Below are 12,030 nucleotides of genomic sequence, written 5' to 3'. Positions count from 1 at the left end.
TCCAGACGAGGAGGCACTTCTGATGCTTACTCAGTTCCGGACCGAAACGGCTACGACGTCGCACAGCGCGACACTCGAAGCCGAGACACTCGCGAGCCTGATGGTGGAGGACGAGGCCGTCGTGTCCGACGCGCCCACGTACCTGCCCGAGGCCGCCGGCGCGGTGCTGCTCGCCGCGCTGCTGCTCCTCTCGCCGAAGGGCCCCAAGGAGAAGCCGACCCGGTAGGGCGACTTCCCCCCTGTCGGGCCTCGCGCCCGTGACCGACCCTCCTGAAGGGGGACCAGATCACCATGCCAACCGCCGAGACCCCTCTCCGTGACGAGTACGCCGCGGCGGTCGAGCGGGTGGCGGACCGGACCCTCGCCGTCCTCCGGGACGGCGAGGGCACGGCCGCACTCGCGGACCCCGACACCGTGGTGCCCCGCCCGCTGCTGGCCGCAGTCCGGGTGCTCGGCGCGGACCTCTTCGCACCGCAACTGCTCACCGGCGCGCAGCCCGACGACACCACCGCCGCGCTGCTGGCCGAGGCACGAACGGCCTTCCCCGCACCCACACCCTCCTCCGCGGAGGCCGCGCTGGTGATCGGATGGCAGGACTGGGCGGCCGGAGGACTGCTCGCCCGCACGCCGTACGGGGCGGCCGTACAGACCCCCGCGCCACTGTCCGACCCGGAGGCCGTCGGCTGGCAGGCGTGGTCGAAGCGGATGGCCCAACTGTCCTCCCTGGCACTGCCGACGCTGGACGGCCCGGTTCACGACGCCGCCCGCGCGAACACCCTGCACCTCGCCCGCGGCGCCGTCCGCAGCATGCTCCGGCGCGACCCCACCACTGCCGTACGGCTCGCCCGGTGGCTCTCCTGGGCCCGGGCCGACGGCCGGCCGCTCCGACTGGAGATCGAACCCGTCCTGGACCGGATCCGCCTGGCCGGCGACGGGACGTCCCGCTCCGTGCTCGAACTCACCATCGCCCAGCGCATGTTGGAAGGAGCGCCGAAATGACCGAAACCTCGGTGCTCGCCACCGCCCAACAGCTCGGCTCCCGGTCACTGGCCTGGCTGCACGCCGGCTACCAGCGCGGCTACAGCCGGCTGGAGGAAAGCACCATCGTCGACCTGGCCGACCCGGAGGATGTCTACAAGCCGCTCTGCGAAGCCGCGTTGGCCTCCTCCCTGGTCCTGCGCGACGGCGTCACCGGCCCGCACGACGCCCGCCTCGCGCGGGAACTCCTCGAAGCCGCCTGGGCCCAGCTGGGAGAGGGCGACCTGCTGCTCGAACGACAGCTGCGGCACGTCACCCTCGTCGACCCGCTGGAGACGTACGGCCACTTCGCCCGGTCCGGCTACCGCCACGCCGCCATGGAGGAGTTGCTCACCTCGATCGGCCGGCTCCGCGCCGTGCACGCCGTCGAGATCCAGGGCAGCCGCCACCTCGCCCTCGCCAACGCCCGGCGGATCTCCGGCCTCGAACCGCAGCCGGACTGGCCCCGGCTGGCCCGGAACACCTGGCTCGGCGCCCTCCCCGAGCCGTGGACCGTCGCCTGGGTGATCGCCTACCAGGTCACCCACACCGTCTTCCACCTCACCGACTGGGGCGCCCGGCCCGAGTGCCTGCCCGAGCCGATGCGCGACTACCTGCGCGACTGGCTGCCGGTCTGGCTCGACATCTGGCTGGAGATCGAGCAGTGGGACCTCGCCGGCGAACTGCTCATCGTGGACTCGTGCATCGGCGAACCGGTCACCGGCCGGACCGGTTGGGAGGCGCTGGCAGCGGCCCAGCAGGCGGACGGGATGATCAAGTGCGAGGGCTCCGCACCCGACAACGAGGACCCGGAGGAGGACTTCCGCCAGCACTGCCACACCGCGGTGGTCGGGGTGGTGGCCGCCAACGTCGCGCTCTCCCGGGCCCTCGGCGGCACGCCGGTGGCCCCTTGAACGGGTTGGACGCCGCGGTCACGGCGGTGGTGCGGGCGGCCGAGCCCTACGCCACCGCCGTGACCGTCGCCCTGGCCCGCGGCGACCTGGCGGAGGTGCGCTGCTTCGGGCGGGTCCACCGCGGACCGGCCGCCGCGCCCTGCACCCCCGACACCGTCTTCGAACTCGGCTCCGTCAGCAAGACGTTCACCGCACTGCTGCTCGCGGAGATGGTCGCCCGCGGTGAACTCGCCCTGGACGACCCGGTCGAGAGCAGGCTGCCGCGCCGCTGGCGCGCCGCGAAGGTCCACTCACCGGAACCCATCCGGCTGCTGCACCTGGCCACCCACACCTCGGGCCTGCCCGGGCTGCCCCCGGGACTGCTCGCGAAGGCCGTCCCGGCCTGGTTCAGCAACCCGTACCAGACGTACGGCGACGATCAGTTGAGGGACGCACTGGCCCGAACGACCGTACGTGGACAGCCCGGTAGCAGGTACGGGTACTCCAACTACGGAGTCGGACTGCTCGGCCGGGTGCTCGCCGAGACGGGCGGGCTGCCGTACGGGGAACTGCTCGTCGACCGGGTCTGCGGACCGCTGGGGCTGCGGTCCACGACCTGCGCCCCGGACCCGCCGGGCCGGGCCACCGGCTACCGGCGCGGACAGGCGCTCCCGCCCTGGCACATCCCCGGGCTGCCCGGAGCCGGCGCGGTGCGGTCCGACGGGACCGATCTGCTGCGCTACCTCCTTGCACACCTGGACGGCGGGCCGGCGGCGGGCCCGGGCAATGGGCTGAAGGCCGCCCTGCGGGACGTCCGGCGGCTGCGGCTGCGGTTGCCGCACTCGACCGACCGGATCGGCCTGGTCTGGATGCACCGCCGCTCGGGCGACCGGGACCTGTTCTTCCACAGCGGGGGCACCCGGGGGTTCACCGCCTTCGTGGGCTTCTCGCCGGAACGTTCGGCGGCCGTCGCGGCGGTGGCCAACACCGCTCCGGCGCTGAACGGACGGTTCGTCCAGGCGGGGTACGAGGCACTGCGGGTCGCCAGCCGGCTCTAGCCGGCGAGGAGACGCCCTAAACCGCCACGGCCTTGGCGCGGTCGGCGGCGATGTGCACGGCGAGGCCCGCGAGGACGGTGCCCATCACGTAGCGCTGGATCCGCAGCCAGCCGGGGCGGCGGTTGAGGAAGGCCGCGATGCCGCCCGCGCTCACCGCGATCAGGCCGTTGACGGTGATCGCTATCGCGATCTGGGTCAGGCCCAGCAGCAGGCTCTGCAGGGCGACGTGACCGCGTTCCGGGGCCACGAACTGGGGCAGCAGCGAGATGTACATGATGGCGATCTTGGGGTTGAGCAGGCAGGTCAGGAAGCCCATCGCGAACAGCCGGCGCGGCGGGTCCGGCGGCAGCTGCTGCGGGGCGAAGACCGCCGTGCCGCCCGGCTTGACCGCCTTCCAGGCCAGCCAGAGCAGGTACCCGGCACCGGCCAGCTTGATCGCGGTGTAGAGGGCGGGCACCACCGAGAACACCGCGGCCACCCCCGCCGTCACCGCGACCAGGTAGACCAGGAAGCCGGCCGCGACCCCGGTCAGCGAGATCAGCCCGGCGCGGCGGCCCTGCGCGATCGAGCGCGAGACCAGGTAGATCATGTTCGGCCCGGGCGACAGCACCATGCCCAGGGCCACGGCGGCGATCCCGAGCAGGGCCCGGCCGTCCACGGCGGATGTCAACGCGTCCATGCGAGGAGGCTAGGACGGCTCATCGGGTCAATGCAATGATGACTTTGCCCTCGGTGCAATCCGGCGCCCGAGGCCCTGGAGGAGCGAACGCCGATGGACGACTACCGCCTGATCGCCGACCGGATCGCCGCCGAGATCGCGGACGGACGACTGCGGCCCGGCCAGCAGCTGCCCACCCAACGGGCGTTCGCCCGTGGCCGGGGCATCGCCAACTCGACGGCGGGGCGCGTCTACCGGGAACTGGCCCGGCGCGGACTGACCGTCGGGGAGGTCGGGCGCGGGACCTTCGTCCGGGCCGGGCGCGCACCGGACGGCAGCCGGGTGGCACTCGCGGAGCCGGCCGCCGCCCCCGTGGACCTGGAGCTCAACTACCCCGCCGTCGCCGGGCAGGCCGAACTGCTCGCGGGCGCACTGGCGCCGCTGCTGCGGCCGGACGCGCTGGGCGAGGCGCTGCGGCCGGTCGGCGCGGCCGGGACGGGCGCGGCACGGCGGGCGTTCGCCGGACTGGTGTCGGCCGGCTCCTGGGAGGTCGCGGCGGAGGACCTGCTGTTCGCCGGCAACGGGCGGCAGGCCATCGCCGGGGCCCTGTCCGCGCTGGTGCCGCCCGGACAGCGGCTGGGCGTGGAGGAGCTGACCTATCCGGTGGTCAAGGCGGCGGCGGAGCGGCTGGGCATCGTGCTGGTGCCGCTGGCCGTGGACGAGTACGGGCTGCTGCCGGACGCCGTGGCGGCCGCCCACCGGGCCGGACCGCTGCGCGCGGTGTACCTCCAGCCGCGCCTGCAGAACCCGCTCGGCGCGAGCCTGCCGCAGGAGCGGGTGGTGGCGCTCGTGGCGCTGCTGCGGCGGCTCGACCTGCCGGTGGTCGAGGACGCCGTCTGGTCCTTCCTGCGGCCGGAGTCGGTGCCGCTGGCCGCGCTCGCACCGGAGCGCACCGTCCTCGTGGACAGCCTCTCCAAGCGGCTCGCCCCGGGGCTGACCACCGGGTTCGCGGTCGTCCCGGCGGCGCTGCGCGAACGGGTGGCGGGCGCCCTGCGCTCGGGCGGGTGGACGCCGGGCGGCTTCGCGCTGGAGGCGGCGGTGCGCTGGATCGGGGACGGCACACTGGCCTCGGTGGAGGCGGCGAAGCGGGCCGACGCGACGGCCCGGCAGCTGCTGGCGCGCGAGGTGCTGGCGGGGCAGCGACTGCGGTCCGACCCGTGCTCGTACTACCTGTGGTGGGAACTGCCGACCGGCCGACGGGCGGAGACCTTCGTCGCGGAGGCGGCGCGGGCCGGGATCTCGGTCACGCCCGCGGCGGCCTTCGCCGTCGATCCCCGGCGCTCGCCCTCCGCCGTCCGGGTCGGGCTCGCCTCGCCGCCGCTGCCGGTGCTGGCGCGGGCGCTGGAGACGCTGGCGGGGATCGCGGCGGGGGCGGGTGACGGCGAACGACGAACAGCTGACAGCTGACAGCTGACAGATTTCGAAATCTGTCAGCTGTCAGCTGTTATCCGTCGCCTGTCATCCGTCAGCTGTCGACTGTCCGCCGTCGGTCGTCCGCCGCGCCCCCGGCGCCGACGGCGCGCAGGCGAGTGGCGGCGGTGGCGGCGAGCTGGGGGGCGAGCCGGGCCACGTCCCGGGAGCCGACCACCGCGATCAGGCTCGGCAGCAGCCAGCGGACCGGCTGCATCCCGCGCAGCCAGGCCTGGGCGTAGACGTGGGCGGACCGGCGGGCGATCCCGGCGACGATCCGGTCCACCGCGGGCTCCAGCGGATACGTCTTGTTCGCCGGCCACGGCAGCCGGGAGCGCATCTGCTTCAGCACGGCGTCCTCGTCGGCCCCGCGCACCATGTCCGTGTCGGTCCAACTCAGGTACCCGACACCGACCTTGACCCCCTGGTAGGCCACCTCGGCGCGGATCGAGTGGGCGAAGGCCTCCACCCCGGACTTGCTGGCGCAGTACGCGCTCATCAGCGGCGCGGGGGTCAGCGCGGCGAGCGAGGCGATCTGGAGCAGGTACCCGCGGCTCTCGGCGAGCGCAGGCAGGAAGGCCCTGGCGGTGGCCACGCTGCCGAGCAGGTTGACCTCGATGACCCGGCTGAACGCCCGGTGGTCACTGTCGGCCAGCGGCCCGCCGAGGGCGATCCCGGCATTGGCGACGACGGTGTCGACCCGCCCGTAGTGCTCCTTGATCCGCCGGGCGGTGTCCTCCAGCGCGTCGAGGTCGGTGACGTCCACCTCCCAGCTGGTCGCGGACGGGCCGCACTGCGCGGCGACGGCCTTCAGCTCCTCCGGCTCCAGTCCCAGCAGGGCCACCTTGGCCCCGCGCCGGGCGAGCTTGCGTGCCAGCGACGCGCCGACGCCGCGCGCGGCCCCGGTGACGACGACGACCTGCTCGGACAACGGCGGGATGGCGTTCATGCGACAGCGGTCCTCTCGTCGGTGGAAGCGGAAGCGGAAGCGGGAAGGGAAGCGGGAACGGCGCCGGCGGGCGCGGCCGTCAGGTACCCGGAGGCCATCCGGTGGATCTCCGCGGCGACCTCCGCCGGGCGCTCCAGCGGCGACATGTGCCCGACCCCGGGCAGCAGCAACAGCCCCTGCGCGTCCTGGAGTTCGGCGACCATCCGGTGAGCGTGCACCGGCGGGGTCAGCCGGTCGTCGGTGCCGACCACCACCGCCGTGGGCGCGGCGATCCGGGCGAGCCCGGCGTGGACGTCCAGCCGGTCCAGCACCGCGGCCCAGTTGGCGCGGACGGCGGTCGGGCAGGCGTGCACGATTCGGGCCGTCGCCTCGACCTGGCCGGCGGGCGAACCGGCGCCCATGGTCGCGTACTTGAGCGCCGCCCGGCTGACCGGCGAGACCGGTCCGAGCGGCATCCGGGAGCGCAGCAGCTGCCGGTGCAGGAAGCGTCGCAGGCCCCGGGCGCGTACGGCCGGTGGCAGGACGGTGAGTTCGGCCACCAGGTCACCCGGCCCGGTGGAGATCAGGACGGCCGCGGCGGTGCGCTCGGCGACCTCGGGGCGGCCACCGGCGGCCATGATCGTCATCCCACCCATGCTGTGCCCGGCGAGCACGGCCCGCTCGCCCGCCGGCACGGTCCGCGCGAGCACGGCGGACAGGTCCTCGGCCAGCGCCCTGGTCGAGTAGCGGGCCCGGCTCGGCGGGATCTCGCTGCGCCCGTGGCCGCGCTGGTCGTAGGCCACCACCCGGTAGCGGTCGGCCAGCAGGCGGATCACCGGGGCCCAGAAGGCGGTCGAGCAGGTCCAGCCGTGGGCGAGCACCACGGTGGGCGCGTCGAGCCGGCCGTGCACCTCGACGTGCAGCCGGATGCCGTCCGCCGACCGTACGCTCAACTCCTCCACGGGGACGGGAGGTTCGTACTCCTCGGGCAGCTGGACGCCGTTCACGCGGAGACCTCCTGGACGGTGCGGGCGGCCGCCGGTGCGGCGCGCATGATCAGCTCGTACTCGCCCAGGTCGACCCTGCGGGTGGCCCGGCGGAACGAGGTGGTGGAGCCGGGCCAGAGCACGGTGTTCCTACCGCTCGGGTCGAGGTACCAGCTGAGGCAGCCGCCGGTGGTCCAGACGGTGCGGTCCATCCGGTGCTGGAGTTCGAGGTTCCACTGCCGCTGGGCGCGCGCGGTGGGCTGCATCGCGGCGGCTCCGATCGAGCCGAGCGTGGTCAACGCGTCGATCATGTAGTTCAGTTGGGACTCGATCATCAGGATCATCGAGCTGTTGCCGAGGCCGGTGTTGGGCCCGATGACGAAGAAGAGGTTCGGGAAGCCGTGCACGGTCGAGCCGCGCAGCGCCTCCATGCCGTCCTTCCACTCCTCCGCCAGGCTGGTCCCGTTGGCACCGAACACCCGGGCGCCGATGGGCATGTCGGTGACGTGGAAGCCGGTGCCGAAGACGATGGCGTCCACCTCGTGCTCGCTGCCGTCGGCCGCGACCAGCGTGGAGCCGCGCAGTTCGCGCAGGCCGGAGGAGACGACCTCGGTGTTGGCCGCGGCGAGCGCCGGGTAGTAGGTGTTGCTGAGCAGGATGCGCTTGCAGCCGATCCGGTAGTCCGGGGTGAGCCTGGCCCGCAGCGCCGGGTCGGGGACGCCCTGGGCGATGTGGCGTTCGGCGAGCTGCTGGACCAGGCGCAGCAGTCCGGGGCGGCGCACGAACGCGTCCACCTGGAGCTCGCGGAGGGCGAACAGGGTGCCGCGGCGGATCTTTGCGGTGACCGGCAGGCGGCCGTGCAGCCACTTCTCCAGCTGGCTGATCTCGCGGTCGCGGCGCGGCAGCACCCAGGCCGGGGTGCGCTGGAAGACCGTCAGCCTGCCGACCTTGGGCTGGATCGACGGGATGATCTGCGCGGCGGAGGCGCCGGTGCCGACCATCGCGACGCGCTTGCCGGTCAGGTCGAAGTCGTGGTCCCAGCGGGAGGAGTGGAACACCTTGCCGGGGAAGTCGCCCAGCCCGGGCAGGTCGGGGATCTGCGGGTCGGCGAGCGGTCCGGCGGCGGAGACGATGGCGTCGGCCGTCCACTGGCCGGCCGAGGTGGTGATCCGCCAGCGGGTCTGCTCGCTCTCCCAACGGGCTTCCAACACCTCGGTGTTGAAGCGCAGGTGGGGGCGGAGGCCGAAGACGGTGGCGACCTTCTCCAGGTAGGCGCGGATGTCCGGCTGGCCGGAGAAGCTGCGCGGCCAGTCGGGGTTGGGCGCGAAGGAGAAGGAGTAGAGGTGCGAGGGCACGTCGCAGGCGCAGCCGGGGTAGCTGTTGTCGCGCCAGGTGCCGCCGACCGAGTCCGCCCGCTCCAGGACCACGAAGTCGGTGATCCCGGCACGGCGCAGTCGGACCGCGGCGCCGAGTCCGCCGAAGCCGGAGCCGATCACCGCCACCCGGACGTGCGGGACGGACTCCTGCGCCGCGGTGGTGTCGGTCGCTGCGGACGCGCCGGAGCGGGGGCGCTTGCTGCTGGATGCCATGCGGCAACCTCCTGAGGGTGGGACGGTGATCGTCGCGCTCTCCCGGCGAGCGTGCCCCGGAACCTCCTGGGGCCCGTCTCCGGATCCTCCCGGGGCCCGCCTCCGGAACCCCGCCAATCGCGCCAGTAATCACTGGCATGGTTGGCAGGGTAGCCCTTGCTGACACCGGATGGAAGAAGCGCGACCGCTCCGGTTCGGGGAGCCTTCCGAGCCGACGGACCTATGCTGATCGCCGTGGACAAGGTCAGAGCTGCTGCGGGCGACAGAAAACGCGAGTACCGGGTAGAGGAACTGGCCGAGGCCGCCGGCATCACCACCCGCACCCTGCGCTTCTACCGCGAGCGCAAACTGCTTCAGCCGCCCCGCAAGGAGGGCCGCATCGCCTGGTACGGCGAGGAGCACCTGGCCCGGCTGCGGATGATCGGCGAACTGCTCGAACGCGGCCACACCCTGGGCGGCATCGCCGAGCTGATCGGCGCCGGCGAGAGCGGGCGGGACGTCGCCGAGCTGATCGGGCTGGAGGCGGCGATCGTCGCGCCGTGGTCCGACGAGACCCCGGTGCGCCTGGACTGGGACGAGCTCAAGACCGCCTTCGGCGACCAGCTGACCGAGGAGAACACCGCCGAGTCGATCGCCCAGGGCTACATCACCGTCGAGGAGGACGGCATCACCCACGTCAGCCGCCGGCTGATGGACGCCACCACCGAGCTGGTGGCGGAGGGGGTGCCGCTCTCGGCGGTACTGGACGCCAGTCGGCGCACCCGGGAGCACGTGGACGCCATCGCCGAGATCTTCATCGAGGTGGTCGGCGAGCACCTGCTCAGCGCGCTGGCCGCCGACACCCCGCTGCCGCCCGGCGAGGCGGCCCGGCTCACCGAGCGCATCCTGCGGGTTCGGCCGCTGGCGCGCACGGTCGCGGACGCCCAGTTCGCCCTCGCCATGGACCGACGGGTGCACGTCGAGTACCTCGAACTCCTGCGCCAGCGACGGGAGAACGGTTCCGAGGCGTAACCGGGCCGCTGCGCGGGCAGGGATTCCCGCGCCCTGCCCGTACGTTGGAGGTGCCGCCGATGGCCCGACCGCTCAGCCGCCGCGCCGCTCTCGGCCTCGCCGCCGGGCTCGCCCCGTGGCTCGCGCTCGCCGCGTGCGGGTCCGACTCCCCGGCGCCGGGCGGTGGTTCGTCCGGTGATGGTTCGTCGGGCTCCGGTTCGGCCGGCTCCGGTTCGTCCGGTGGTGGTTCGGCCGGCTCCGGCGGCACCCGGACGGTCCGGCACGCGCGCGGCGAGAGCACCGTGCCGGCCCGGGCGAGCCGGGTGGTGGCCCTGGACACCGACGCGCTGGACTCGGTGGTCACCCTCGGCCTCAGCCCGGTCGGCGCCACCACCGTCACCGCGGGCGCCCCGTTCCCCGCCTACCTGCCCGCCGAGCGGCTGTCCGGGACGAAGCCCGTCGGGGCCATCGGCCAGCCCAGCCTGGAGACGATCGCGGCACTGCGGCCGGACCTCATCCTGAGCAACCAGGTCCGCGACGACAAGCGGTACGACGAACTGTCGAAGATCGCGCCGACGGTGCTCTCCAAGACCACCGGGCCGACCTGGAAGGAGAACGTCCGGCTGCACGCCGAGGCGCTGGGCCGGCAGGCCGAGGCCGACGCGGCGGACACGGCGTACCGGGCGAAGCTGCGGGACCTGGTCACCGCGCTCGGCGGACCGGCCAGGGCGGCGGCCACCCGGGTCGAGATGGCCCGCTTCCTGGCGGGTGCGCCGACCAGGCTCTACCTGAACGACACCTTCGTCGGCTCGCTGTTCAAGGATCTGGGGCTCGGGCGGCCCGCCAACCAGGACAAGCCCGGTTTCTCGATGGAGATCAGCCCCGAACAGGTGGACCAGGCCGCGGCCGACGTCATCTTCTACGCGGTGTACGGGGACGCGGCCAAGTCCGACCAGGGGAAGATCACCGAGGGGGCGCTCTGGAAGAACCTGGACGCCGTACGCAACGGGCGGGTGTTCCGGGTGGACGACAGCCTGTGGATGCTCGGAATCGGCTACACCGGGGCCGGGCTGATCCTGGACGAGATCCGCAAGGACATGGCCCCGGCGGGCGGGTGACGGACGACGGGTGACAGCGAACAGCCGAAAGCTAACAGATAACAGATTTCAGATAACAGATAACAGATGATGAAATCTGTCATCTGACATCCGTCACCCGTCATCCGCCGCCCGCCACGGCGCGCGTCACCCCTGCCCGTACCGGCCCGGCCGCAGTCGCCCGGTGAAGGCGAGGAAGGCCACGAACCCGCCGAGGACGACCCAGCCGGGCCAGCCCGCCAGCGACATCGTGAGCGGGTCCAGCTCGGCGTCCGGGTCCGCGAACTCCCGGACCATCGACACGCTCATGCTGCTCGTGAATGCGTGCGCCAGCACCGCCGGGACCACCGACCCCGAGCGCAGCCTCAGCCAGGTGAAGACCGGCAGGACGAGCACACAGCTGACCGTCAGCGCGGGCACCGCCAGGTACCAGGGCCGTCCCGGGTACTGGCCGCCCATCAGCAGCGTCGGCAGGTGCCAGAGCGCGAAGGCCGTCCCCGCGAGCAGGTAGGCCCGGACCAACACCGCCCTGCCACCGACGCCCTCACCCCCGCCCGCTCGCCGGCCGAGCAGCAGCAGCCGGGGGAAGAGGAAGCCCTGCCAGCCGACCTCCTCGCCGAAGAACAGCGGCAGCGAGAGCACCATCCCGATCAGGCCCTGGACCGCCCACGTTCCGATCCGCCCCGCGTCCAGCGAGCCGAAGCCGGCGAACGGGTAGCTGCCCGCCAGCGCGCCGAGTGCCAGCGTCGCGGCCGTCAGCCCGCCGAGCACCCCGAGCGGCAGCAGGCAGGCCCGGACCGCGCGGGCCCGGGTCCGCGGCCAGCGCAGTGCCAGCGCCTCCCGTACCCCGCCGCCCCGCTCGACGAGGCGGACCACCAGCAGCGCCGCCAGCGCCGGGGCCAGCATGGCGGCCGCGATGCAGATCTGCTCCAGCGCGCCGACCCCCTCCCGGGCGTCGGTGCGCTGGTAGCCCTCGGCGAGCAGCGGGGTCATCGCCGCCCACATCCCGGCGTAGGCGAGCACCAGGTAGACCAGCAGGCCGCGCCGTCGGACGGCACTCGGCGGGGTTCGTGTCAGCAGCGTCATGCCGAGGACGCTACGGATCCGGAGGTTCGCCCCGGAACCAAGTGCACTGCCGTTCCCGGGGGTTGTCCACTACCGCCGCGATGGTCGAGTTTTCTGGGTGTACGGGGGCCCGCCGGGGGTGCTACCAGGGCCCCGCGCCCTGCTGTCCACCCTCGCGTGCGCCACGAATCGCCACGGAAGCTGCACGGGAAGGAAAATTGACGTATCGTCAGGCGTCACACAGCGGGGGCGACGGTGGTCCGCTCACCGTCGCCCCCG

12 protein-coding genes are annotated in these 12,030 nt (G+C 73.4%); 7 read left to right on the top strand and 5 right to left on the bottom strand.

Annotation, left to right across the window (positions count from 1 at the left end):
* Positions 1–22 precede the first annotated feature (22 nt).
* The 4 genes from ACFCY1_RS03990 to ACFCY1_RS03975 all read left to right on the top strand — a co-directional run bounded on the left by ACFCY1_RS03990 (position 23) and on the right by ACFCY1_RS03975 (position 2,968).
* Positions 23–226, top strand: a complete 204-nt coding sequence (locus ACFCY1_RS03990) for a hypothetical protein (RefSeq protein WP_049650631.1) — start codon at positions 23–25, stop codon at positions 224–226.
* A 65-nt stretch (positions 227–291) separates the two neighbouring features.
* Positions 292–999 (top strand): hypothetical protein, encoded by a 708-nt coding sequence (locus ACFCY1_RS03985; RefSeq protein WP_375873411.1) that lies wholly within the window; start codon positions 292–294, stop codon positions 997–999.
* Positions 996–1,931 (top strand): DUF6895 family protein, encoded by a 936-nt coding sequence (locus ACFCY1_RS03980; protein WP_049650633.1) that lies wholly within the window; start codon positions 996–998, stop codon positions 1,929–1,931. The genes ACFCY1_RS03985 and ACFCY1_RS03980 overlap by 4 nt, the downstream gene beginning before the upstream one ends.
* Complete coding sequence (locus ACFCY1_RS03975; protein ID WP_375873410.1) at positions 1,928–2,968, top strand: serine hydrolase domain-containing protein; 1,041 nt, start codon at positions 1,928–1,930, stop codon at positions 2,966–2,968. Before ACFCY1_RS03980 ends, ACFCY1_RS03975 begins: the two co-directional genes overlap by 4 nt.
* Positions 2,969–2,984: 16 nt before the next feature.
* Here ACFCY1_RS03975 and ACFCY1_RS03970 read toward each other — a convergent pair whose 3' ends face one another.
* Entirely contained in the window at positions 2,985–3,647 is a 663-nt protein-coding gene (locus tag ACFCY1_RS03970; RefSeq protein ID WP_074004267.1) for a LysE family translocator, read from the bottom strand.
* Positions 3,648–3,740: 93 nt separating this feature from the next.
* Between ACFCY1_RS03970 and ACFCY1_RS03965 the strand changes: the two genes are divergently transcribed.
* Positions 3,741–5,093, top strand: a complete 1,353-nt coding sequence (locus ACFCY1_RS03965) for a PLP-dependent aminotransferase family protein (protein ID WP_375873409.1) — start codon at positions 3,741–3,743, stop codon at positions 5,091–5,093.
* Between the two features lie 58 nt (positions 5,094–5,151).
* Here ACFCY1_RS03965 and ACFCY1_RS03960 read toward each other — a convergent pair whose 3' ends face one another.
* Genes ACFCY1_RS03960 through ACFCY1_RS03950 form a run of 3 tightly spaced genes read right to left on the bottom strand, consistent with a single transcriptional unit; the run spans position 5,152 to position 8,599 of the window.
* Positions 5,152–6,045, bottom strand: a complete 894-nt coding sequence (locus ACFCY1_RS03960) for an SDR family oxidoreductase (protein ID WP_074004265.1) — start codon at positions 6,043–6,045, stop codon at positions 5,152–5,154.
* Positions 6,042–7,031, bottom strand: a complete 990-nt coding sequence (locus ACFCY1_RS03955) for an alpha/beta fold hydrolase (RefSeq protein ID WP_375873408.1) — start codon at positions 7,029–7,031, stop codon at positions 6,042–6,044. The genes ACFCY1_RS03960 and ACFCY1_RS03955 overlap by 4 nt, the downstream gene beginning before the upstream one ends.
* Complete coding sequence (locus ACFCY1_RS03950) at positions 7,028–8,599, bottom strand: flavin-containing monooxygenase (RefSeq protein WP_375873407.1); 1,572 nt, start codon at positions 8,597–8,599, stop codon at positions 7,028–7,030. Before ACFCY1_RS03950 ends, ACFCY1_RS03955 begins: the two co-directional genes overlap by 4 nt.
* Positions 8,600–8,821: 222 nt before the next feature.
* Here ACFCY1_RS03950 and ACFCY1_RS03945 point away from each other — a divergent pair, with 222 nt between their 5' ends.
* Positions 8,822–9,610 (top strand): MerR family transcriptional regulator, encoded by a 789-nt coding sequence (locus ACFCY1_RS03945; protein ID WP_049650639.1) that lies wholly within the window; start codon positions 8,822–8,824, stop codon positions 9,608–9,610.
* A gap of 59 nt (positions 9,611–9,669) precedes the next feature.
* Positions 9,670–10,707, top strand: coding sequence for an ABC transporter substrate-binding protein (locus ACFCY1_RS03940; protein WP_375873406.1), 1,038 nt, complete (start codon positions 9,670–9,672; stop codon positions 10,705–10,707).
* A 126-nt stretch (positions 10,708–10,833) separates the two neighbouring features.
* Here the strand turns inward: ACFCY1_RS03940 and ACFCY1_RS03935 are convergent, their stop codons facing one another.
* Complete coding sequence (locus tag ACFCY1_RS03935; RefSeq protein ID WP_375873405.1) at positions 10,834–11,772, bottom strand: CPBP family intramembrane glutamic endopeptidase; 939 nt, start codon at positions 11,770–11,772, stop codon at positions 10,834–10,836.
* Positions 11,773–12,030 lie beyond the last annotated feature (258 nt).

The organism is Kitasatospora sp. NPDC056273 (assembly GCF_042268845.1).
GTDB lineage: Bacteria > Actinomycetota > Actinomycetes > Streptomycetales > Streptomycetaceae > Kitasatospora.
The sequence above is the reverse complement of the archived record's forward strand: the minus strand, read 5'-3'. Positions and strand labels throughout refer to the sequence as shown.